22 protein-coding genes are annotated in these 21,600 nt (G+C 74.3%); 13 read left to right on the forward strand and 9 right to left on the reverse strand.

Annotated elements, in window-relative coordinates:
• Genes ACZ7LY_RS18155 through ACZ7LY_RS18175 form a run of 5 tightly spaced genes read left to right on the forward strand, consistent with a single transcriptional unit; the run spans position 1 to position 4,424 of the window.
• Positions 1–1,356, forward strand: coding sequence for an L-fuconate dehydratase (locus ACZ7LY_RS18155; RefSeq protein WP_471625608.1), 1,356 nt, complete (start codon positions 1–3; stop codon positions 1,354–1,356).
• Positions 1,353–2,123 carry an SDR family NAD(P)-dependent oxidoreductase gene (locus ACZ7LY_RS18160; RefSeq protein WP_471625609.1) on the forward strand — a complete coding sequence of 257 codons (771 nt, stop codon included), beginning with the start codon at positions 1,353–1,355 and terminating at the stop codon, positions 2,121–2,123. Before ACZ7LY_RS18155 ends, ACZ7LY_RS18160 begins: the two co-directional genes overlap by 4 nt.
• A gap of 5 nt (positions 2,124–2,128) precedes the next feature.
• Positions 2,129–3,247 carry an aldo/keto reductase gene (locus ACZ7LY_RS18165; protein WP_471625610.1) on the forward strand — a complete coding sequence of 373 codons (1,119 nt, stop codon included), beginning with the start codon at positions 2,129–2,131 and terminating at the stop codon, positions 3,245–3,247.
• Complete coding sequence (locus ACZ7LY_RS18170; protein WP_471625611.1) at positions 3,244–3,558, forward strand: L-rhamnose mutarotase; 315 nt, start codon at positions 3,244–3,246, stop codon at positions 3,556–3,558. Before ACZ7LY_RS18165 ends, ACZ7LY_RS18170 begins: the two co-directional genes overlap by 4 nt.
• On the forward strand, positions 3,555–4,424 hold the full coding sequence (locus tag ACZ7LY_RS18175) for an amidohydrolase family protein (protein WP_471625612.1): 870 nt from the start codon (positions 3,555–3,557) through the stop codon (positions 4,422–4,424). The genes ACZ7LY_RS18170 and ACZ7LY_RS18175 overlap by 4 nt, the downstream gene beginning before the upstream one ends.
• On the opposite strand, the gene ACZ7LY_RS18180 is transcribed toward ACZ7LY_RS18175, so the two are convergent.
• Positions 4,385–5,794: a lipase maturation factor family protein gene (locus ACZ7LY_RS18180; RefSeq protein ID WP_471625613.1), complete on the reverse strand. Its 1,410-nt coding sequence runs from the start codon at positions 5,792–5,794 to the stop codon at positions 4,385–4,387. The genes ACZ7LY_RS18175 and ACZ7LY_RS18180 overlap by 40 nt on opposite strands.
• A gap of 180 nt (positions 5,795–5,974) precedes the next feature.
• On the opposite strand from ACZ7LY_RS18180, the gene ACZ7LY_RS18185 reads away from it, so the two are divergent.
• The 6 genes from ACZ7LY_RS18185 (at position 5,975) to ACZ7LY_RS18210 (ending at position 12,932) form a co-directional block, all read left to right on the forward strand.
• A complete protein-coding gene (locus tag ACZ7LY_RS18185) occupies positions 5,975–8,077 on the forward strand; it encodes a SpoIIE family protein phosphatase (RefSeq protein WP_471625614.1) in 2,103 nt (700 codons plus the stop codon).
• 66 nt (positions 8,078–8,143) lie between these two features.
• The gene (locus ACZ7LY_RS18190) at positions 8,144–9,004 is read left to right on the forward strand and encodes an Fpg/Nei family DNA glycosylase (RefSeq protein ID WP_471625615.1); all 861 of its coding nucleotides are present in this window, start codon (positions 8,144–8,146) and stop codon (positions 9,002–9,004) included.
• A gap of 31 nt (positions 9,005–9,035) precedes the next feature.
• Positions 9,036–9,782 carry a LytR/AlgR family response regulator transcription factor gene (locus ACZ7LY_RS18195; protein WP_471625616.1) on the forward strand — a complete coding sequence of 249 codons (747 nt, stop codon included), beginning with the start codon at positions 9,036–9,038 and terminating at the stop codon, positions 9,780–9,782.
• A gap of 68 nt (positions 9,783–9,850) precedes the next feature.
• Positions 9,851–10,204, forward strand: coding sequence for a hypothetical protein (locus ACZ7LY_RS18200; RefSeq protein ID WP_471625741.1), 354 nt, complete (start codon positions 9,851–9,853; stop codon positions 10,202–10,204).
• Complete coding sequence (locus ACZ7LY_RS18205) at positions 10,201–11,739, forward strand: sodium/solute symporter (RefSeq protein WP_471625617.1); 1,539 nt, start codon at positions 10,201–10,203, stop codon at positions 11,737–11,739. The genes ACZ7LY_RS18200 and ACZ7LY_RS18205 overlap by 4 nt, the downstream gene beginning before the upstream one ends.
• Positions 11,740–11,777: 38 nt before the next feature.
• Positions 11,778–12,932 (forward strand): sensor histidine kinase, encoded by a 1,155-nt coding sequence (locus ACZ7LY_RS18210; RefSeq protein ID WP_471625742.1) that lies wholly within the window; start codon positions 11,778–11,780, stop codon positions 12,930–12,932.
• Between the two features lie 24 nt (positions 12,933–12,956).
• On the opposite strand, the gene ACZ7LY_RS18215 is transcribed toward ACZ7LY_RS18210, so the two are convergent.
• From ACZ7LY_RS18215 to ACZ7LY_RS18235, 5 genes are all read right to left on the reverse strand, one after another.
• Entirely contained in the window at positions 12,957–13,466 is a 510-nt protein-coding gene (locus tag ACZ7LY_RS18215) for a hypothetical protein (RefSeq protein WP_471625618.1), read from the reverse strand.
• A 146-nt stretch (positions 13,467–13,612) separates the two neighbouring features.
• Positions 13,613–14,149 carry a sigma-70 family RNA polymerase sigma factor gene (locus tag ACZ7LY_RS18220; RefSeq protein WP_471625619.1) on the reverse strand — a complete coding sequence of 179 codons (537 nt, stop codon included), beginning with the start codon at positions 14,147–14,149 and terminating at the stop codon, positions 13,613–13,615.
• Positions 14,150–14,259: 110 nt separating this feature from the next.
• Positions 14,260–15,702 (reverse strand): amino acid permease, encoded by a 1,443-nt coding sequence (locus ACZ7LY_RS18225; protein ID WP_471625620.1) that lies wholly within the window; start codon positions 15,700–15,702, stop codon positions 14,260–14,262.
• A gap of 109 nt (positions 15,703–15,811) precedes the next feature.
• Positions 15,812–16,273, reverse strand: a complete 462-nt coding sequence (locus tag ACZ7LY_RS18230) for a universal stress protein (protein WP_471625621.1) — start codon at positions 16,271–16,273, stop codon at positions 15,812–15,814.
• A 114-nt stretch (positions 16,274–16,387) separates the two neighbouring features.
• Positions 16,388–17,047 carry a class F sortase gene (locus ACZ7LY_RS18235; protein WP_471625622.1) on the reverse strand — a complete coding sequence of 220 codons (660 nt, stop codon included), beginning with the start codon at positions 17,045–17,047 and terminating at the stop codon, positions 16,388–16,390.
• Between the two features lie 501 nt (positions 17,048–17,548).
• Here ACZ7LY_RS18235 and ACZ7LY_RS18240 point away from each other — a divergent pair.
• Positions 17,549–18,067 (forward strand): hypothetical protein, encoded by a 519-nt coding sequence (locus ACZ7LY_RS18240; protein ID WP_471625623.1) that lies wholly within the window; start codon positions 17,549–17,551, stop codon positions 18,065–18,067.
• Between the two features lie 127 nt (positions 18,068–18,194).
• On the opposite strand, the gene ACZ7LY_RS18245 is transcribed toward ACZ7LY_RS18240, so the two are convergent.
• The 3 genes from ACZ7LY_RS18245 to ACZ7LY_RS18255 form a co-directional block, all read right to left on the reverse strand.
• A complete protein-coding gene (locus ACZ7LY_RS18245) occupies positions 18,195–18,704 on the reverse strand; it encodes a hypothetical protein (protein ID WP_471625624.1) in 510 nt (169 codons plus the stop codon).
• Between the two features lie 195 nt (positions 18,705–18,899).
• Complete coding sequence (locus ACZ7LY_RS18250) at positions 18,900–19,661, reverse strand: bestrophin-like domain (protein WP_471625625.1); 762 nt, start codon at positions 19,659–19,661, stop codon at positions 18,900–18,902.
• A gap of 18 nt (positions 19,662–19,679) precedes the next feature.
• Entirely contained in the window at positions 19,680–20,249 is a 570-nt protein-coding gene (locus tag ACZ7LY_RS18255; RefSeq protein WP_471625626.1) for a hypothetical protein, read from the reverse strand.
• A 225-nt stretch (positions 20,250–20,474) separates the two neighbouring features.
• On the opposite strand from ACZ7LY_RS18255, the gene ACZ7LY_RS18260 reads away from it, so the two are divergent.
• The gene (locus tag ACZ7LY_RS18260; RefSeq protein WP_471625627.1) at positions 20,475–21,494 is read left to right on the forward strand and encodes an SCO0930 family lipoprotein; all 1,020 of its coding nucleotides are present in this window, start codon (positions 20,475–20,477) and stop codon (positions 21,492–21,494) included.
• Positions 21,495–21,600 lie beyond the last annotated feature (106 nt).

The following is a 21,600-nucleotide window of genomic DNA, read 5'->3' on the forward strand; positions in this document are numbered from 1 at the left end:
GTGCCCCCGACCACCCCCCGCGTCACCGCGGTCGACACCTACGACGTCCGCTTCCCCACCTCCCGGGAGCTGGACGGCTCCGACGCCATGAACCCCGACCCCGACTACTCCGCCGCCTACGTCGTGCTGCGCACCGACGCGGGCGACGGACACGAGGGACACGGCTTCACGTTCACCATCGGGCGCGGCAACGACGTACAGGTCGCCGCCGTCCGCGCCCTCGCCCACCACGTCGTCGGACGGCCGCTCGACGCGCTGTGCGCCGACCCCGCGAGCCTCGGCCGCGACCTCGTCGGCGACAGCCAACTGCGCTGGCTCGGGCCCGAGAAGGGCGTGATGCACATGGCGATCGGCGCCGTCGTCAACGCCGTGTGGGACCTCGCCGCCAAGCGCGCCGCCAAACCCCTGTGGCGCCTGCTCGCCGACGCCGACCCGGCCTGGCTCGTCTCCCAGATCGACTTCCGCTACATCGCCGACGTCCTCAGCCCCGACCGCGCCCTGCACCTGCTCACCCGGGGCCGCGCGGGCGCCGCCGAGCGCACCGCCCGCCTCCTGGAGCGCGGCTACCCCGGCTACACCACCTCGCCCGGCTGGCTCGGCTACTCCGACGAGAAACTGACCCGCCTCGCCCGGCAGGCCGTCGCCGACGGCTTCACCCAGATCAAGCTGAAGGTCGGCGCCGACCTCGACGACGACATCCGCCGCTGCCGCGCCGCCCGCGAGGCCGTCGGCCCCGGCATCCGCCTCGCCATCGACGCCAACCAGCGCTGGAACGTCGACGAGGCGATCCGCTGGACCCGCGCCCTCGCCGCGTTCGACCCGTACTGGGTGGAGGAACCCACCAGCCCCGACGACGTCCTCGGACACGCCGCGATCCGCCGCGCCGTCGCCCCCGTCAAGGTCGCCACCGGCGAACACGTACAGAACCGCATCGTGTTCAAGCAGCTCCTCCAGGCCGGCGCCATCGACGTCCTCCAGATCGACGCGGCCCGCGTCGGCGGCGTCAACGAGAACCTCGCCATCCTGCTCCTCGCCGCCGAGTTCGGCGTGCCCGTGTGCCCGCACGCCGGCGGCGTCGGCCTGTGCGAACTCGTCCAGCACCTGTCGATGTTCGACTACGTCGCCGTCTCCGGCACCACCGAGGACCGCGTCATCGAGTACGTCGACCACCTCCACGAGCACTTCACCGACCCCGTCCGCCTGCGCGACGGCCACTACACCGCGCCCGCCGCCCCTGGCTTCTCCGCCACCATGCGCCCCGCGTCCCTCGCCCGCTACACCTACCCGGACGGCCCGTTCTGGGCCGAGGACCGCGCCGCGCACCGCCCCGACCGCACGAACGGAGCCGCAGCATGACGAGCGCGACCGCTCACGACCTCGCCGGCCTCACGGCCCTCGTCACCGGCGGCGCCTCCGGCATCGGCCGCGCCACCGCCGACCTGCTCACCGCGCGCGGCGCCGCCGTCGCCGTCCTCGACCGCGACATCACCGCCGTCGACAAGCCGCTGCGCGCCTACGCCGCCGACGTCACCGACGACATGGCCGTACGGGCCGCCGTGGGGGCCGCCGTCACCGGCCTCGGCGGCCTCGACATCCTCGTCAACAACGCGGGCATCGGCGCCCAGGGCACCGTGGCCGACAACGACGACGCCGAATGGCACCGCGTCCTCGACGTCAACGTCGTCGGCATGGTCCGCGTCACCCGCGCCGCACTGCCCGCGCTGCGCGCCTCGGGCCGCGCCGCCGTCGTCAACACCTGCTCGATCGCCGCCACCGCGGGCCTGCCGCAGCGCGCCCTGTACGCGGCCTCCAAGGGCGCCGTGTACTCCCTGACGCTCGCCATGGCCGCCGACCACCTGCGCGAGGGCATCCGCGTCAACTGCGTCAACCCCGGCACCGCCGACACCCCCTGGATCGGCCGCCTCCTGGAGCGCGCCGACGATCCCGCCGCCGAACGCGCCGCCCTCGAAGCCCGCCAGCCCACCGGCCGCCTCGTCCGGGCCGAGGAGGTCGCCGCCGCCATCGTCCACCTGGCGAGCCCGCACTCCGGCGCCACCACCGGCACCTCCCTCGCCGTCGACGGAGGCATGCAGGGCCTGCGCCCGCGGCCCGCCGGGCAGTGACGCCGATGCCCGCCCCCGCCCGCACCCTGGGCCGCTCCGGAGTGCCCGTCACCCCCCTCGGCTTCGGCGCCGCCGCCCTCGGCAACCTCTACACGCCCGTCACCGACCAGGACGCCGACGCGGCCCTGGAAGCCGCCTGGGACGCGGGCACCCGCTACTTCGACACCGCGCCCCACTACGGCCTCGGCCTGTCCGAACGCCGGGTCGGCGCCCATCTGCGGCTGCGCCCCCGCGAGCAGTACACCCTGTCCACGAAGGCCGGGCGCCTCCTCGTACCCCACCACGGCGGCGGAGACGACCTCGCCGAAGGCTTCGCGGTGCCCGCCACCCACCGCCGCGTCTGGGACTTCAGCGCCGACGGCGTCCGCCGCTCCCTGCACGCGAGCCTCGGCCGCCTGGGTCTCGACCGCGTCGACATCGCCTATCTGCACGACCCCGACGACCACGCCGAACAGGCCCTCACCGAGGGCTGTCCCGCTCTGGAGCGGCTGCGCGCCGAAGGGCTCGTCGGCGCGATCGGCGCGGGCATGAACCGCTCGGCGCCGCTCACCCGGTTCGTCCGGGAGACCGACGTCGACGTGGTGCTGTGCGCCGGGCGCTACACCCTGCTCGACCAGAGCGCCCTGACCGACCTGCTGCCCGCGGCGGCCGAGCGGGGCGTCGCCGTGATCCTCGGCGGCGTCCTCAACTCCGGGCTGCTCGCCGACCCCCGCCCCGGCGCCACCTTCGACTACGCCGCCGCCCCGCCCGACCTCGTCGCCCGGGCCCTGCGCTGGCAGACCCTCGCCGAGCGCTACGGCACGACGCTGCGGGCCGCCGCCCTCGCCTTCCCCTTCGGCCACCCCGCCGTCGCCGGGATCCTCGTCGGCAACCGCAGCGCCGCCGAAGTCCGGGACACGGCAAGGCAGTTCACGTCCGCCGTGCCCGGGGAGCTGTGGGAGGAGGCCCGCGCGCGCGGCCTGCTCCACCCCGACGTGCCGACCCCGGCCCAGGCCCCGACCCCGACCGCGCCCCAGGCCCCGGCGCCGGACAGCGGTCACCGCGAGAACCCCGCCCCCGAAGCGGGCGCGCTTGAAGACACCGCCCCCGACGCCCCCGCCCCCGACCAGGAGAGTCCCGCGTGAGAGTCGCCCTGCACACCAAGGTCCGCGCCGACCGCGTCGAGGCGTACGAGGCAGCCCACCGCGAGGTCCCCGCCGAGCTCGTCGCCGCCATCCGCGCCGCAGGCGCCACGCACTGGACGATCTGGCGCAGCGGCACCGACCTCTTCCACGTCCTGGAGTGCGAGGACTACGCCCGCCTCCTCGCACGGCTCGACCGCCTCCCCGTCAACATCACCTGGCAGGCCCGGATGGCCGAACTCCTCGACGTCGCCCACGACTACTCCGCCGAGGGCGCGGACGCCGGCCTGCCCGTCGTCTGGGAGCTGCCGTGACCGCCGCGCCCGCCCTCGTCGACGCCCACCACCACGTCTGGGACCTCGCCCACCGCGACCAGGACTGGATCACCGGGCCCGAACTCGCGCCCCTGCGACGCGACTTCACCCTCGACGACCTCACCCCCGAGGCCCGCGCGCACGGCGTCACCGCCACCGTCGTCGTCCAGACCGTCACCGTCGCCGATGAGGCCCCCGAACTCCTCGACCTCGCCCGCCGCGACAACCTCGTCGCCGCCGTCGTCGGCTGGACCGACCTGACCCGCCCCGACGTGCCCGACGCGCTCGCCCGATTGCGCGCCCTGCCCGGTGGCGACCGCCTCGCCGGCATCCGTCACCAGGTCCAGAGCGAACCCGACCCGCGCTGGCTGCTGCGCCCCGACGTGGGACGCGGCATGGACGCCCTCGCCGCCGCCGGGCTCGTCCACGACCTCGTCGTCCTGCCCCACCACCTGCCCGCCTGCGTCGAAGCGGCCCGCGCCCACCCCGACCTCCTCTTCGTGCTCGACCACGCGGGCAAGCCGCCCGTCGCCTCCGGCGCCCTGGAGCCCTGGCGCACCCGGCTGCGGCAGCTCGCCGCGCTGCCCAACACCGTCTGCAAGCTCTCCGGCCTGGTGACCGAGGCCGACCCGGCGCGCTGGAGCGCCGATGACCTGCGCCCGTACGCCGACACCGTCCTCGACGCCTTCGGCACGGACCGCGTGATGTTCGGCTCCGACTGGCCCGTGTGCACCCTCGCCGCGACCTACGGGCAGGTCCTCGACGCCGCCCGGGCGCTCGTCGGCGGCCCGGACCCGGACGTCTTCGCCGGTACCGCCCGCCGCGTCTACCTCAGCCGCGTCGGCGGCAGCAGTTCCCGTACATAGGTCCGCTCCCACCACGCGCCGCTCGCCCGCAGCTCGCGCCAGGTCGTGTACCGGTAGCGGTACACGTGGGCCCGTACGTACGCGGGCGGCGCGTCCGGGAACGGGCAGTGCCGCAGCAGGCGCAGCGTGTCCCGGTCGCCTTCGAGCAGCCGCTCGACGAGGCCGTCGAACCAGCCGCGCGCGTACGCGGGGGAGAGGGCCGCGAACCACATCATCCAGTCGAGCCGCAGATGGTAGGGGGCGTACGGGCGGGGCAGCCGCCGGGGATCGCCGGGCTTGCCCTTGAACTCGTACGCCAGCCAGCGCGAGTCGGGGCGCGGGTGCGGGTCGGCCGTGCCCTCGATGACGATCTCCCGGCGCACCCGCCCCACCGAGCCGAACGCCCCGTACGCGTTGACGAGGTGCAGCGGGTCGTAGGAGCGGTTCATGGCCTGGCGGCGGGAGAGCAGGTTGCGGGCCGGGCGGTAGCTGAGGGCCGCGACCAGCGCGGCGAGGGCGAGGACCGAGGCCGCGTACCAGAGCGGCGCGGACGGCGGTGGCGCGGCCGGGCGGGCGAGCGCGCCGGTGTCGAGGACGGACAGGGCGAGCAGCACCGTCAGCCAGTTCAGCCACGCGAAGTTCCCGGACAGGATCAGCCAGAGCTGGGTGAGGACCATCAGGCCCGCCGCGACCGACGCCACCGGCTGCGGCGCGAACAGGCCGAAGGGCACGACGAGCTGTGTCACATGGTTCGCCGCCGCCTCCACCCGGTGCAGCGGACGCGGCAGGTGGTGGAAGAACCAGCTCAGCGGGCCCGGCATCGGCTGCGTCTCGTGATGGAAGTACAGGCACGTCAGATCGCGCCAGCACGCGTCGCCGCGCAGCTTGATCAGTCCCGCGCCGAACTCGACGCGGAACAGCAGCCAGCGCAGCAGGAACAGCACGACGGCCGGCGGCGCCACCGCGTCGTTGCCGAGGAACACCGCGAGGAAGCCCGCCTCCAGGAGCAGCGACTCCCAGCCGAACCCGTACCACGTCTGCCCGACGTTCACGATCGACAGATACAGCGCCCACGGCACCAGCCACAGCAGCATCGCGGCCCACAGCGGCACCAGGCCGTCCACGCCCGCCACCAGCCCCGCCGAGACCGCCGCGCCCGTCCACGCGCACCCCGCGAAGAAGCGGTCCGAGTAGTGCAGCCGGAACAGGCTCGGCGCCCGCCGCCACGGCACCCCCGCCACGAACCGTGGCACCGGCAGCATCCCGCGCTCCCCGATCAGCGCCCGGAACTGCAGCGCGGCCCCCACGAACGCCACCACGTACACGGCGGCCAGGCCGCGCTGGAACACCAGGCGGCTCAGCCAGTGGTCGGGGGCGGCGAACCAGTCCACGCCCCCAGTGTCACCCCCGCCCCGCCCTGCGGCCCGCGCGGCACGGCCGTCGCCCGGCGCGTCCCCGCTCACGTGGGGCCCCGCGCGCCCCCGGCCGGCCCCGCTCACGTGCCCGCCCCGCGCCTCCACGACCGGCCCCGCTCGCGTGCGGGCCCCGCGCACCCCGCCTAGCGTGGCCCTATGGACGCGGGCAGCGGGCGGGGCGGCGAGCCGGACGCCCCCTTCACCGAGGAGCGCCCGGAGGAGACCGCGCGCGGCTTCCTCGAGGTGTACGGGCGCGGCCTGCGCATGGGCAGCTTCGAGTGGGACCTGGAAAGCGGCCTCATGCACATGGACAGCCACGCCCACGACGTCTTCGACCTCGTCCCCGGCGAGTACGACGGCCGGCCCGAGTCCCTGGCGAGCCGCGTCCCCGCCCCCGACGCCGGCCGGCTCGACGCCGTCGTCTCCCAGGCCCTCAAGAGCGGCGAGGAGGGCTACGGCGCCTACTTCCGCATCCGCACCCGCGACGGCGCCACCCGCTGGACCCACACCCGCGCCTACATCCGGCGCGGGCCCGACGGCCGCCCCCGCCGCATCGTCGGCATCGTCCGCGACGCCACCGACGAACTCAACGACGCCGCCGTCGACCACGAACGCGCCACCCGCGAGGACCTGCGCCGCCGCGAGACCAGCGTCGTGCAGAACACCACCGCCGCCCTCGCGCACGCCCGTACCGTCGAGGACGTCATCGACGTGCTGCGCGAGACACGCGGCGTGGAGCGGCTCGGCGCGACCAGCTTCGTCATGGGACTCGTCCGCGCCGGCCGCATCCATCTCGTCGCCGAGGGCCCAAGCGGCAGCTTCGTGCCCGGCACCCAGGTCACCCGCGTCGAGGACCCGTACCCGATGGGCGAGGTCGTACGGACCATGCAGCCGCGCTTCATCGAGTCGCCCCGCGACTTCGCCGAGTCCTACCCCGTGCTGTGGCCGCACCTCACCCAGCTCGGCATCCGCTCCGCCGCGTACCTGCCGCTCATCGCGCAGGCCCGCCCCATCGGCGCCGTCGGACTGCTCTACCACGACCGCAAGGGCTTCACCGACTCCGAACGCAACGTCCTGCTCGCCCTCGGCAGCAGCATCGCGCAGAGCCTGCAACGCGCCATGTTCTACGAGCAGGAGAAGGACCTCGCCGAAGGTCTCCAGCAGGCCATGCTGCCGCGCACCATCCCCGGCGTGCCCGGCGCCGACATCGCCGTGCGCTACCGCTCCGCCGCCCTCGGCCGCGACATCGGCGGCGACTGGTACGACGTGATCCCGCTGCCCGGCGGCCGCGTCGGCGCCGTCATCGGCGACGTCCAGGGCCACGACACGCACGCCGCCGCCGTCATGGGCCAGCTCCGCATCGTGCTGCGCGCCTACGCCGCCGAGGGCCACACCCCCGCGACCGTCATGGCCCGCGCCTCCGTCTTCCTGCACGAACTCGACACCGACCGCTTCGCCACCTGCCTGTACGCCGAGGCCGACCTGACCACCGGCGTCGTCCAGCTCGTGCGCGCCGGACACCTCGACCCGCTGCTGCGCCGCACCGACGGCACGTGCCGCAGGCTGCCCGCGGGCGGCGGCCTGCCCCTTGGCCTGTCCGCCGAGTTCGGGCGGCTCGACTACCCCGTCACGACCGTCGAGCTGGACCCAGGACAGACCCTCGTCCTGTGCACCGACGGCCTCGTCGAACAGCCCGGTGCCGACCTCGACGACGGCCTCCAGGCCCTCACGGAGCTGATCGAGCAGGGCCCCGACGACATCGACGAACTCGCCGACCGGCTCTGCGCCAGCGTCGACGTGCGTGGCGGCGACGACGACGTGGCGCTCCTGCTGCTGCGCCGGCACGACGCGGGCGGCCCGCGCTCCGGCGGCCGGCTCACCGAGCACGTCCCGCCCGGCGACCCCGACGCCCTCGCCGCCGCCCGCCACATGATCCGCACCGCCGTACGGGCCTGGGGCGCCCGCGACCGCGCCGACGAGATCGAACTCGTCGCCGACGAACTCGTCACCAACGCCCTCATGCACACCGACGGGCCCGCCATCGTGACGCTGCGCGCCCTCACCGGCCCCGGGCGCCGGCTCCGCGTCGACGTCGAGGACGGCTCCAGCGCCCTGCCGCGCCGCCGCGACGCGGGCCCCGCCGGGGTCTCCGGGCGCGGTCTGCTCCTCGTCGAGCGGCTCGCGGACGCGTGGGGCGTGGAGGCGCGGGGCGGCGGCAAGTGCGTCTGGTGCGAGTTCGCGGTCCCGCCCCGGCGCTGACGCGACCGACGTACGTCCCCGCGCTCTCCGGCGGCCCCGGCGCCCCGGTGGTGGCACCCTGGACGTATGCCGGAACTGCCCGAGGTCGAAGCGCTCAAGGACTTCCTCACCGACCACCTCGTCGGCCACGAGATCGTGCGCGTCATGCCCGTGGCGATCAGCGTCCTGAAGACGTACGACCCGCAGCCCGCCGCGCTGGAGGGCCGCCGGGTCACCGGGGTCACGCGGCACGGCAAGTTCCTCGACGTGGACGCGGACGGACTGCACCTCGTCACCCATCTGGCCCGCGCGGGCTGGCTGCACTGGAAGGACCGGCTGCCGGACGGCCCGCCCAAGCCCGGCAAGGGTCCGCTCGCGCTGCGCGTCGCCCTGGAGACCGGCGAGGGCTTCGACCTGACCGAGGCCGGCACCACCAAGAAGCTCGCCGTGTACGTGGTCCGCGACCCCGCCGAGGTGCCCGGCGTCGCCCGCCTCGGCCCCGACCCGCTCGCCGACGACTTCGACGAGGCCGCGTTCACCCGGCTGCTCGCGGGGGAGCGGCGGCAGATCAAGGGCGCCCTGCGCGACCAGTCCCTCATCGCCGGCATCGGCAACGCCTACAGCGACGAGATCCTGCACGCGGCCCGCATGTCCCCCTTCAGACTGGCCGCGACCCTGACCCCGGAGGACCTGCACACCCTGTACACCGCGACGCGCGACACCCTGACCGGCGCCGTCGAGCGCTCGCGCGGGCTCGCCGCCGGCCGGCTCAAGGCGGAGAAGAAGTCCGGGCTGCGCGTCCACGGCCGCACCGGCGAGCCCTGCCCGGTGTGCGGCGACACCATCCGCGAGGTCAGCTTCAGCGACAGCTCGCTCCAGTACTGCCCCACCTGCCAGACCGGCGGCAAGCCGCTCGCCGACCGGCGCATGTCCCGCCTGCTCAAGTAGCGGCCCCGGGCGCCCGGTTACACTCCGCCGCATGCTGCGCGTACTGGCCGTCGACGACGAGGAACCGGCCCTCGCCGAACTCCTGTACCTCCTGCGCGCCGACCCGCGCGTACGGAGCGCCGAGGGCGCCACCGACGCCAACGAGGCACTGCGCCGCATCGCCCGCGCCCTGGAGGAGGGCCCCGGCGGCGAGGGCGCCGTCGACGCCCTCTTCCTCGACATCCGGATGCCGGGCCTGACCGGGCTCGACGTGGCCCGCCTCCTCGCCGGGTTCGCCCGGCCGCCGCTCGTCGTCTTCGTCACCGCCCACGAGGACTTCGCCGTCCAGGCGTTCGACCTCAAGGCCGTCGACTACCTGCTCAAACCCGTCCGCCGCGAACGCCTCGCCGAAGCCGTCGGCCGCGTCGCCGAACGGGCGGCGAGCGCCCCGCCGCCCGCGACCGTCTCCGACCGCATCCCCGTCGAACTCGGCGGCGTCACCCGCCTCGTCGCCGTCGCCGACATCACGTACGCCGAGGCCCAGGGCGACTACGCGCGCCTGCACACCGCCGACGGCACCAGCCACCTCGTGCGCATCCCGCTCACCACACTGGAGGAGCGCTGGCAGCCGCTCGGCTTCGTGCGCGTGCACCGCAGCCACCTCGTCGCCCTGCACCGCATCGGCGAACTCCGCCTCGACGGCGGCTCGATGAGCGTCGTCGTCGGCTCCGACGAGATAGCGGTCAGCCGCCGCCACGCGGGCCGCATCCGCGAACTCCTGCTCCGCCGAGGCAATTGACCGGCCCTCCCGTACACCGCCACCGCACCCTCTAGACTCCCCCCGTGTCCGAACCACGACGTCAGGTGGTGACCGGGGAGCCGCGCCGCGCGCATGGCATCGCCGGGCCGCCCGGCCTGCGCGCCCAGGGTGAGATCGACGAGCAGACCACGCTCGGCGCCGCCTATGTCCGCTCCCTCATGCGCGGCCAACTGCGCACCGGACTCGCCGCGTTCGCCGTCGTCGCCGTGCCCGTCGCCGTCCTGCCGCTGTTCTTCGGCGCGCTGCGCAGCCCGGCCGTCCAGTGGCTCGTCCTCGGCGTCTGCTGCTACCCGGTGTTCGTCGTCGTCGGCTGGTGGTACGTGCGCCGGGCCGAGCGGGGCGAGCGGGACTTCGCCGAACTCGTGCGCGGGCGGGCCGCCCCGCCGCCCGGGACGCCGTGAACGAGGCGTACGCGATACCGGCCGTCGCCGTCGTCGTCCTCGCCACCGTCCTCATCGGCGGCTTCGGCCTGCGCATCTCCCGCACCACCTCCGACTTCTACGTCGCCTCGCGCACCGTCGGACCGCGCCTGAACGCGGCGGCCATCAGCGGCGAGTACCTGTCCGCCGCGTCCTTCCTCGGCGTCGCCGGGCTCGTCCTCGTGCACGGCCCCGACATGCTCTGGTACCCGGTCGGCTACACCGCCGGCTACCTCGTCCTGCTCGTCTTCGTCGCCGCCCCGCTGCGCCGCTCGGGCGCCTACACGCTGCCCGACTTCGCCGAGGGGCGGCTGGAGTCGGCGCGGGTGCGGCGCGTCGTCAGCCTCTTCGTCGTGGGCGCGGGCTGGCTCTACCTCGTGCCCCAACTCCAGGGCGCGGGGCTGACGTTGCACGTGCTGACGGGGGCGCCGCGCTGGTTCGGCGGGGCGCTCGTCGCCGCCGTCGTCGTGCTCGCCGTCGCCGCGGGCGGCATGCGCTCCATCACCTTCGTGCAGGCGTTCCAGTACTGGCTGAAGCTGACGGCGCTGCTCGTGCCCGCGTTCTTCCTGCTCCTCGCCTGGCGCGGCGCGAGCGGCGGCGCCCCCGCGGGCCCGCCCGCCGCCGGACTGCCGCCCGCCGGCGTGGGCTCGGGCTCGCCGCTGGCCACCAGCCGCGCCGACCACCCCCTGTACGCCACGTACGGGCTGATCCTCGCCACGTTCCTCGGCACGATGGGCCTGCCGCACGTCGTCGTCCGCTTCTACACCAGCCCCAACGGCCGTGCCGCCCGCCGCACCACGGTCGTCGTCCTCGCCCTCATCGGCACGTTCTACCTGCTGCCCCCGCTGTACGGCTGGCTCGGCAGGCTGTACGCGCCCGAACTCGTCGCCGCCCAGGACGCCGACGCCACCGTCCTGCTGCTGCCCGGGCGGGTCATCGGCGGGGTCGGCGGTGACCTGCTCGGGGCACTCGTCGCGGGCGGCGCCTTCGCCGCGTTCCTGTCCACGGCGTCCGGTCTGACGATGGCGGTGGCCGGCGTCATCAGCCAGGACGCCCTGCCCCGGCGCGGCGTACGGCACTTCCGGCTCGGCGTGCTGCTCGCGGTCGCCGTCCCGCTCGGCGGCGCCCTCCTCGACGACGGCGTACCGGTCGCCGACGCGGTCGGGATGGCGTTCGCCGTCTCCGCGTCCTCGTTCTGCCCGCTGCTGCTGCTCGGCATCTGGTGGCGGCGCCTGACCCCGCCCGGCGCCCTCGCGGGCCTCTTCCTCGGCGGCGGCTCGGCGCTGATCGCGGTGACGTCCACCGTCCTCGGCGCCGCCCCGTACGGCTGGCTGCACACCCTGCTCGCGTGGCCCGCGGTGTGGTCCGTGCCCGTCGGGTTCCTCGCCATGATCCTCGTGTCGCTCGCCACCCCGCACGCCGTCCCGCCGCACACCGCCGCCACCCTGACGCGGCTGCATCTGCCGGAGGCGATGGGCCGCGCCGCGCGGGCCGACCGCGAGGGGACACCCGGGTGAGCGGCGCCGTCACCGCGACCCTGATCGCCCTGTGCCCGATGCTGCTCGCCGCCGGATTCTGGCTCGGCCGGCGCACCGCCCACCCCCTGGGCCGCAGCGACCTCGGCACCCCCGTCGAGCGCGCCACGTTCGCCACCCTGCACACCGCGTCCCTCGCCGCCCCCGCCCTGCGCGCGGGGCTGACCGAGGACACCGCCCGCAAGAGCGCCCGCAGCCTGCGCACGCTCCTCGGCACGGACGCCCTCGCGCTCACCGACCGCGCGGCCGTGCTCGCCTGGGACGGCACCGGCGAACACGCGCACGCCCCACACGTCCTCGGCCGGCTCGCGCCCGCGCTGACCGGCGGCGGCCGCAGCGTCGCCTTCGCCTGCGGCTGCGCCCGCGACGACTGCCCGCTGCGCTGGGCCGTCGCCGCGCCCGTGGTCGCCGACGGGCAGGTGCTCGGCGCCGTCGTCGCCTACGCGCCCCGCGAGTCGGCCGTCCTCGCCCGCGCCACCGACGAGGTCGCCCGCTGGGTCTCCGTCCAGCTCGAACTGGCCGAACTCGACCGCTCCCGCACCCGGGTCATCGAGGCCGAGATCAAGGCGCTGCGGGCCCAGATATCGCCGCACTTCATCTTCAACTCGCTCGCGGCCATCGCCTCCTTCGTGCGCACCGACCCCGAGCGCGCCCGCGAACTGCTCCTGGAGTTCGCCGACTTCACCCGCTACTCCTTCCGCAGGCACGGCGACTTCACCACGCTCGCCGACGAACTGCACTCCATCGACCAGTACTTGGCGCTCGTCCGCGCCCGCTTCGGTGACCGGCTGCGGGTGACGCTGCGGATCGCGCCGGAGGTGCTGCCGGTGACGCTGCCGTTCCTGTGCCTGCAACCTCTCGTCGAGAACGCCGTCAAGCACGGCCTGGAGGGCGCCGCCACCCGCAGCCACATCCGCATCGGGGCGTCGGACGCGGGCGCCGAGGCGGAGGTCGTCATCGAGGACGACGGCGTCGGCATGGACCCCGGCGAACTGCGCGCGGTGCTGCGCGGCGAGGGCGGCACCGGCCACGGCATCGGCCTGTCGAACGTCGACGAACGGCTGCGGCAGGTCTTCGGCGACGCCTACGGCCTGGTGATCGAGACGGGGGAGGGGGCGGGCATGAAGATCACCGTGCGCATCCCGAAGTACCGGCCCGGCGTCCACGCGTCCTGACGAAGCCCTTGCCCGTACGGGACGTCAGAACAGGGAGATCGCCAAGTGGCCGAGCGGCAGCCCGAGTTGCCAGGCGGGCGTCCACACCTGCGGCCCGTCCTCCTCGTCCGGCACCGGCACGGCGTCGAGGTCGGGGGCGAGCAGTTCGGTCTCCTCCAGCCATCTCCAGGCCGCCTCCGCCAGCTCCAGATCCACCGGCCGTGCCCCGCCCCGGCGCGCCCGCGTCCGGCGCTCCGCGAGCCGCTCCCGCACCCACGACTGCCACGGCTGGTCGTACGCCGTCAGCGACAGCCACGTCTCCAACTGCGACACCACGCGGATGCCGGACAGTTCGTCGCCCGAGTCGGACAGGAAGACCGTCAGGGCCAGCGCGTCACGCCCGGCCCGGAACTCGAAGGACGTCGGCGGCATCAGATCGCCGGTGCGCAGCAGTTCGTCCGCGATGTACTCCGCGTACAACCACGCCATGGGGACGACGAGTTCACCGCCGTCGGCACCCGATCCGGACACGCCGCCCTGGCTCCCGTACATCATGCCTTCCTGCCTTCCTCCGGTCCGTGCGCTGCGCCGGCCCCCGGTACCCGCCTGTGCCGCTCGGCGGGGAGGACAGCGGATCACTCAACCGAGGAAACGGCGCACCGGGCAAGGCGCTTTGCCGACACTTGACCCGGCTCCCGGTTTCACCGCAGGTCGCGGGCGTACCCCGGAAGGACTCTGCGCAGCGCGCGCAACGCATAGTACGCGCGGGACTTCACCGTACCCGGGGGGATGCCGAGCGCGTGTGCGGCTTCCGCCACACTCGCCCCCTTGAAGTACACCTCCAGGAGCACCTGGCGGTGTTCGGGGCTCAGGCCGGCGACCGCCTCGCGCACGTCGAGCACGGCGGCGGAGCGCTCCGCGTGGTCCGCGCAGAGCGGCGCGTGCTCCAGCAGCGCGTCGCCCACCTCGGCGGGGCGCGCGAGCCGGGCCCGCCGGGCGTCGATGGCGAGCCGCCGCCCGACGGTGAACAGCCAGGGCCGCACGGAGTCGTACGCCGCGTCGAGAGCCTCCGGATGCTGCCAGGCCCGTACGTACGTCTCCTGTACGAGATCCTCCGCGCGCTGCCGGTCGCCGTCGCACAGGCGCAGCAGGAACGAGAACAGCGGCCCGCCGTGCTCCCGCTGGACCTGCGCGAGGTCCTCCTCCGGTGTCGTGCGTGTCGTGAGCGGCGTCGTCATGCCGGTATGGCAGCGCAGCCCGCCGCGCCCGCCCAGGGGAGACACGCGCCCGTGCGGCAGGCGGGCCGATGCCCTCGGTGAACGGTGCGCCGAACGGCGGGCGTCCGGCCTCAGGAGCCGGCGGGCGGGGTCTTCGCCAGCTCCGAACGCTTGTAGGAGTAGCCGAAGTAGATGCCGAGGCCGATCACGAACCACACGGCGAAGCGCACCCACGTCTGCCACTGGAGGAACGTGATCAGCCACAGCGAGAACACGACGCCGAGCGCGGGCACCACCGGCATGCCCGGCGTGCGGAACGTGCGGGGCAGGTCCGGCTGGCGGTAGCGCAGCACGATCACCGCGACGCACACCACGACGAACGCCAACAGGATGCCGATGTTGGTCAGTTCGGCGGCCTCGCCGATCGGCAGGAACCCGGCGATGACGGCCGAGCAGGCGCCGACGATCCACGTCACGCGCGTCGGCACGTGCCGCGTCGGGTGCGTCTTGGCGAACCACTTCGGCAGCAGCCCGTCACGCGACATGCTGAACCACACCCGGGTCACCCCCAGCATGAACGTGAACATGACGGTCAGGATGCCGATGATCGCGCCGACCGCGATCACGTCCGCGAGTCCGCTCAGCCCCACCGACTTGAACGCCGTCGAGAACCCGCTCTCCGGGTCGATGTCCTTGTAGTTCTGCATCCCCGTCAGCACCAGGCACGCCAGCACGTACAGCACCATCGAGATCGCCAGCGAGTACAGGATCGCCTTCGGCATGTGCCGCTGCGCGTCCTTGGACTCCTCGGCGGCGGTCGACATCGCGTCGTAGCCGAAGACCGCGAAGAACACGGTCGCCGCGCCCGTGAACGCGCCACTCACCCCGAACGGGAAGAACGGGTGGTAGTTGCCCGTCTTGATGTGGAAGAAGCCGACCGCGATGACGATCAGCACCACGACGACCTTCAGCACCACGACGACCGTCTCGAACCGCGCCGCGTTCTTGATGCCCTGGTTGAGCAGGTACGCGATCAGCAGACACAGCGCCGCCGCGAACAGGTCCACCTTGTGCCCGGAGCCCGTGCCCGGCGCCCCCAGCATCCACTTCGGCAGGTCGAGGCCCATCTCGCCGAGCAGGAAGCTGAAGTAGCCGGAGATCCCGATGGCGACGACCGCGACGATCGCCGTGTACTCCAGGAGCAGGTCCCACCCGATGAACCAGCCGGCCAGCTCCCCGAGGACCGCGTAGCCGTACGTGTAGGCCGACCCCGCCTTCGGGATGAGCCCCGCGAACTCCGCGTACGACAGGGCCGCCGCCGCGCTCGCCACGCCCGCGATGAGGAACGAGATGAGGACGGCGGGCCCGGCCGTGCCGTTGGCGACCGTGCCCGCGAGCGTGAAGATGCCCGCGCCGATGATGCCGCCGACACCGATGGCGGTGAGCTGCCACAGGCCGAGCGAGCGGGTGAGCTGCGATCCGCCGCCCGCCCCGCTCTCGGTGTCCTCGATCTGTTCGATGGGCTTGCGGCGCAGAACGCCCTCGCCCATCCGCAGTTTGGGGGGAACGGCCATGACACACCTCTTCGCAGACGCGACGGCTGACGGCCGATCATGATGCACCCGCGACGGCGGCGACGGAAGAAGGCACGCCTGAGGGGATCGCGCGGGGACGCGACGGCCGCTACGGCACCACCGTGACGGGCCAGCGGCCCGCCTTCACGAGCCGGACCGCGACCGAGCCGACGATGCGGTGCCCGGCCTGCTCGGACGCGCCCACCACCACCGCGTCCGCCTTCAGTTCGTCGGCGGCCGTGACCAGGCCGCTGTACGGATCGCCGCGGAAGGTGTGGAACTCCCAGCGCACGTCGTATATGTCCTTCACCCGCTCCGCCGACTCGCGGATCTCGGCGATGAGCCCCGAAGCGATCTCTTCGGTGGTCTCCGCGACCGGTACGCCGAGCGCCGCGCCGCCCGCGAGGACGGGCTGCACGTACACGACGGCGAGGAGGGCGCGCTGGCGGCGGGCGAGACCGGCGGCGTAGGCCGCGGCGCGGAACGAGGACTCCGAGCCGTCGACCCCCGCCAGGATCACCTTGGGCCCGTCGGTGCCGCGTTCGAACTGGTGGGGAGGGTGATGCGTCACGCCGCCGAGGTTAACGGACGGCTCCGGCGGCCCCTCGGCGCGGTCCGCCCGTACCCTCCGCGCCGCCTGCTCTCCTTGCCTCCGCCCCCGCCCCCGCGCCCGGCCGCCCGGCGCTCAGCGCGTCGAGGTCAGCCGGGCGAAGACCACCACGTTCCCGTCGTACCCGCCGCGCTTGGAGAAGCCGCCGCCACACGTGATGACCCGCAACTCCGGCGCGCCCGTGGCCCCGTAGACCCGCTTGCCCGGGAAGCGCGCCTTCTCGAAGACCTGGATGCCGTAGATCTCGAACACGGCCGTCTTCCCGTCCCGGCGCAGCACCTCGATGTGATTGCCCTTCTTCAGCGAACCGAGCCCGTAGAACACGGCGGGCCCGAGCATGTTGTCGACATGGCCGACGATCACCGCCGTGCCGCGCTCGCCCGGGGAGACCGCGCCCGTGAACCAGCCCGCCAGATTCGGGTCCTCGGGCGGCGGCGCCTGCACCCAGCCCTGCGCGTCGAGACCGACCTCGGCGACCGGCGCGTCCACCCGGATCGCCGGGATACGCACCCGCTCCACCTGCGAGAAGCCCAGCGAAGCCCCCGCCTTGGACGGCGCCGGCGCACGTCCGGAGCTGTCCGCCGCGGCGGCCGACGCGGGCTGCGGGGGACCGGAGTCGAACTCTCCCGACCCGTTCCGGATCAGCGCGAGACCCGTCAGCAGCACGAGCGCGATCACGCCCCACGGCGCCCGCTTCCCCGACCGCTCAGCACCCGCGAACCTCGCGTCGGACATTCCTCATCCCCTTCGAAAAAGGCGCCGCCGGCGCGCGTACGAGAACGCTAAAGCGGGCGGGCCCACGCGGCGACGGGACAAGGGCGAACGGGTGGCACGCGCCCGCGGACGGCCGACCGGCTCGGGGACGCGCGCCCAGCACGAGTCGGCCGGTGCGAGGACGCGCGCCTCGCACGGGCGGACCGGCGCGGGGAGGCGCGCTCCGCACGGGCGGACCGGTCGCGGGGACGCGGGCTCCGCACGGGCGGACCGGTGCGGGGACGCGGGCCCGGCACGAGTCGGCCGGTGCGCCATATGAGTCGTGGCGCGCACAACGTTTCTGACGGGCCGTGACCTGCGGCTATGACGCCCCGCGCGCGGAGGCCCGGCGGGTCCGCTCGACCGTACGGCCGAGCCCCGAAGTGCGGGCGCGCGCACGGCGTCTGACGCTTCGTCGGGGAGGCGTGCCCGCCGACTTTCCCGGGGTCCCTTCCCCGGGAGCGCCTTCCGCGGAGGATTTCCATGCGTACCACCCGTGCCCTGGCGGCGTCCGCCGCCCTGGCCGCTGCCCTCGGCCTCGCCGCGCCCGCAGCCGCGTCCGCCGCCGCGCCCCCGGCCGTTCCGGCCGTCCCGGCTGCTCCGGTCGCCCCGGTCGGGTCCGGTGCCGTGCCGCGTGGCGGACAGCTCACCCTCACCGTGGACGAGACGCGCTGCCAGGACGGGGGCACGGCACGCTCGGACGCCTTCGGCTCGGTCGCGCTCGGCGCCGCCGCCGACGGCAGATCCGCGAGCGCCACCGCCACCGTCCGCGCCGACGCCCGGCCCGGCGCCCACGACCTCACCGTGATCTGCCAGGGATCGGCGACGACCACCCCGGCCGCGGTCACCGTACTCGCCGGCCCCGTCCGCGCGGGCCTCGGCGGCAGCACCCACACCGGCGCCACCCGCGCCGACATGGCCATCGGTGGCGCGCTCGTCGGCTCCGCCGTCATCGGCGGCGGCCTCGTCTGGCTGCGCCGCCGTGTCGAGGGCAGGGACTGACCGCCCCGGCGACCCGCAGGCCGCCGGCCCCCTTCCCGGGGCCCGCGCAGCACGCGCGCACGCGGACGCGCCGGTGCCCGAGAACCCCGGGGGTCCTCGGGCACCGGCGCGCCTGCGGTGCGAGGGGTCAGGCGCCGCCGTCGCCCGTACGCCGCCGCATCAGGACGTACGCGGTACCGAGCGCACCCGCGATCAGCGCCGCGCCGACGCCGATCTCGCGGCCGTCGAAGCCGCCGATCGAGCCGCCGACCCCGGCCCGCACGCCGTGGTGGACCGGCGGGGCCGTGTTCTCGGGTCGGCCGCCCGCGATGGTGAGCTGCACATCGCGCGTCGCGTTGTTGCAGGTGAAGCGCACCGAGTACACCGCGCCCGGCTTGGCGTCCCAGTCGACGCCCGCCGTGGCCGACCCCCGGTTGGGCTTGATGTGGACCGTGTCGAAGACCCCGGAGGACACGGACGTCTGCCCGGAGCAGCCGCTCGCGTAGAGCACGACCTGCCCGCCCGCGGCGATCGTGGTCGGCGTGACGCTGACCTGGAAGCCGTCCGAGTCCGAGTCGTCGGCGAGCGCGGGCGGGGCGGCCAGGGTGAGGGCGGCGGCGGTGAGCGCGGCGGCCGAGGCGACGCGTATCGCGTGCATGTGATTCCTCCGGGTCCACGAGGGGCGGCGGCGGACCGGTTCCGCACGCTGGGGACAGGCACCTCGATGCCCGAAACGCTAAGGAGTGCCCCCGTTCGCCCGCTATCGGGGTCGTACGAACGGGGCACTTCCTTGGGCCGGTCAGGCGACCACCCGGCGCGCCGGGGCCGCCCGGCGCCGGTGTGCGGAGCGCTGTCAGTGGGCGTGCGGGAACAGCATGAGGAACGGTTCGGCGGTCGCCGCGACCCCCCGGCTGTAGGGCGCGTCGAAGTCCCAGATCAGGAACAGCAGGAACGCGATCAGGGACGAGAAGAGTCCGGCGAGGACCAGTTCCCGGGCGGTACGGCGGATCTGGAGCGCGAAGATCATGCCGATGGTGACGAGCGCGCCGACGATCAGCCCGAACCAGACGACCCCCGGCATGGTGGCCCCCGTGGAGTCGGCGCGCGCGTTGCGCGCGTCGTCGGCCGCCGTCACCTGGTCGAGCAGCGGCTGGTACGCCTGCGCCTCGAAGTCGTCCTTCGGCACGTAGTCCGTCACGTCGTGCCGCACCTTGTCGAAGAGGTCCGTGCCCTTCTTCGTCAGCTCGCCCTTCGTCTTCATCGCGTGCCACTCGGTGGTCACCACATGGCTGACATAGGTGTCGACATCCGCGCGGATGCGGTCCCGTACGGGCGCCGGGTAGACGCGGACGCGTTCGTGGATCTCGTGCAGCGCCTGGGCCTCGTCGCGCACATGGTCCTGGGCGGCGCTGCGGGCCTCCCACACACCGGCGATCGCCAGACCCAGGACGATCGCGTAGACCACGCCGATCATCATCGTCATGTACTCGATGACGTCGGGGGTCTCGCTCGGGTCGTCGTCCTCGCGGATCCTGCGCTGCTGGAGCACCAGCACGATGAGCACGACGGCGCAGACGAGCACCATCGCCAGGGCGAGAACAAGCCATTCCGACATCGGTAACTCCACAGGGGTTCAGCGGGGGCGCAGAGCGGCGACCGCGAGCACCGCGGGTGCGGTGATGAGCAGGGTGAGCGTGACCAGGGAGGGGCCGCCGCGCGGGGGCGCGGAGTGCCGGGCCGGCCGGTAGGCGGGGTAGTGCACGGGCTTCGGCTTCGGCGGCGGAGTGGGCCGCATGCTCGGCTTCGGGGTCGGCTTCGGTGCGGGCGCCGGTTTCGGCGGAGGCGTCGGCTTGGGCGTCGGCGTCGGCTTCGGTACGGGCTTGGGGGCCGGCGGAGCGGGCTTCGGCGCGGACGGCGGCGGCGGAGGCGGTGGCGGGGGAGGCGGCGGTGCCGGTGTGGGCGGGGGCGGCTTCGGCGTCGGCTTCTTGGGCGGGGGAGTGGTCGGCCCCGCGCTGCACTCGCCGTCACCGGCGATCGCCACCGCGCCCCCGCCGGCACCCCCGTCGACCGAGGCGTACGCGCAGGCGTCGAGCGGCGCGAGGACGCTCGCCGCGGCGGCCGGGGCGCCGCACAGCCAGGCGGTGACCACGACCGCGAGGACCCGGGTGACCAGGACGGACCTGGCGTGCTTGGTTCGCTGCACGACGGAGATCATGGGCGCACGTGGCACGCCGCGGGCGATGCTGCGCGGCGGTTACTCCGAACGAGCGGAGTGGGCCCCTGGCAGGTTTGCGGGGCCCGCTGTCGCCCGTCCGGGTAAGAAAAGCGGCGCCGTGTTGAACGCGCGAGGCGTCCGCGCCCGTACCCCTGGCCATGCGCGGACCGGTCCCGGCCCGGGCAACACACAAGGGATCAGCGGGAGTTGACGATGAAGACCTCGTGGCGGAGCGCCTCGCTCGCGGTGGTGGCCGCGGCCGTACTGGCGTTGACGACGGCATGCGGCGACGGCGGCGCGAACGGCGCGGCGAACAGCCGGAACGTGGGCAACGCGGCCGCGGCACAAGGCGGATACGGCTCCGGAGGCGGCGGCGACGGATACGGCTCCGGCGGTTACGGGACCGCCGGCGCGGGCGCGTCACCGGGCAAGGCCGCCGCCGGTGCCGCGAAGGCCGGTCAACTCGCCGTGTGGCACAGCAAGAAGCTCGGCGATGTCGTCACGGACAGCGCCGGGTTCACGCTCTACCGCTTCGACAAGGACAGCGCCCGGCCCCCCGCCTCCCGCTGCGACACCGCCTGCCTCAAGGCGTGGCCCGCCGTCCCCGCGAGCGGCGCGAAAACCGCCCCGGGTATCAGCGCGGCGCGGCTCGGCTCGGTCACCGCGGCCGACGGGACCCGCCAGTTGACGCTCGGCGGCTGGCCCGTCTACCGCTACGCCGAGGACACCGCGCCCGGCGACGCCAAGGGCCAGGGCGCGGGCGGCACCTGGTACGCGGCGGCCCCCGACGGGGCGAAGGCGTCCCCGAAGTCCTCTCCGACGGTGTCCCCGGAGGCGACCGGCGCCGCGCCCGCCGAGGGAGCCGCCGTGCTCAAGGGCCTGTCGACGCGGAAGGACCCGCGGTTCGGCGAGATCGTCGTCGACCGGCGCGGAAGGACCGTCTACCGCTTTGTGAAGGACTCGGCCTGGCCCATCAGGTCGCGGTGCGAAGGCGCCTGCGCGGCGAAGTGGCCCGCTCTCGCCCCGGTCGCCAAGAACGACACGAAGGGCATTCCGCTGAAGGGATTCATGGCGTTCACGCGCCCCGACGGAACGCGACAACAGACCCTGAACTGCTGGCCGGTCTATACCTTTAACGGTGACAAGAAGCCGGGTGACGTGAACGGTCAGGGAGTGGGCGGAACATGGTTCGTGACCACTCCTGACGGAAAGCCGGTCAGGGCGGCGCGATAGCCGCCCGCCGGGGCCCGGTGCGCCGCGCCGGGCGGCCCCAGTAGAGTCTTCAAGGATTTGGCGATCGCCGGTCTGTTCCCGTCTGTCCGTCTCTCGGTCACGTGCG

The organism is Streptomyces sp. NPDC107550 (genome assembly GCF_055639095.1).

Excerpts from the sequence above, each read along its gene's own strand:
- ACZ7LY_RS18260 (WP_471625627.1), top strand. The coding sequence starts at position 20,475 with ATGAAGACCTCGTGGCGGAGCGCCTCGCTCGCGGTGGTGGCCGCGGCC.
- ACZ7LY_RS18195 (WP_471625616.1), top strand. The coding sequence starts at position 9,036 with ATGCTGCGCGTACTGGCCGTCGACGACGAGGAACCGGCCCTCGCCGAA.
- ACZ7LY_RS18210 (WP_471625742.1), top strand. The coding sequence starts at position 11,778 with ATGCTGCTCGCCGCCGGATTCTGGCTCGGCCGGCGCACCGCCCACCCC.
- ACZ7LY_RS18240 (WP_471625623.1), top strand. The coding sequence starts at position 17,549 with ATGCGTACCACCCGTGCCCTGGCGGCGTCCGCCGCCCTGGCCGCTGCC.
- ACZ7LY_RS18235 (WP_471625622.1), bottom strand. The coding sequence starts at position 17,047 with ATGTCCGACGCGAGGTTCGCGGGTGCTGAGCGGTCGGGGAAGCGGGCG.
- ACZ7LY_RS18165 (WP_471625610.1), top strand. The coding sequence starts at position 2,129 with ATGCCCGCCCCCGCCCGCACCCTGGGCCGCTCCGGAGTGCCCGTCACC.
- ACZ7LY_RS18215 (WP_471625618.1), bottom strand. The coding sequence starts at position 13,466 with ATGATGTACGGGAGCCAGGGCGGCGTGTCCGGATCGGGTGCCGACGGC.
- ACZ7LY_RS18250 (WP_471625625.1), bottom strand. The coding sequence starts at position 19,661 with ATGTCGGAATGGCTTGTTCTCGCCCTGGCGATGGTGCTCGTCTGCGCC.
- ACZ7LY_RS18190 (WP_471625615.1), top strand. The coding sequence starts at position 8,144 with ATGCCGGAACTGCCCGAGGTCGAAGCGCTCAAGGACTTCCTCACCGAC.
- ACZ7LY_RS18160 (WP_471625609.1), top strand. The coding sequence starts at position 1,353 with ATGACGAGCGCGACCGCTCACGACCTCGCCGGCCTCACGGCCCTCGTC.
- ACZ7LY_RS18185 (WP_471625614.1), top strand. The coding sequence starts at position 5,975 with ATGGACGCGGGCAGCGGGCGGGGCGGCGAGCCGGACGCCCCCTTCACC.
- ACZ7LY_RS18220 (WP_471625619.1), bottom strand. The coding sequence starts at position 14,149 with ATGACGACGCCGCTCACGACACGCACGACACCGGAGGAGGACCTCGCG.
- ACZ7LY_RS18245 (WP_471625624.1), bottom strand. The coding sequence starts at position 18,704 with ATGCACGCGATACGCGTCGCCTCGGCCGCCGCGCTCACCGCCGCCGCC.
- ACZ7LY_RS18225 (WP_471625620.1), bottom strand. The coding sequence starts at position 15,702 with ATGGCCGTTCCCCCCAAACTGCGGATGGGCGAGGGCGTTCTGCGCCGC.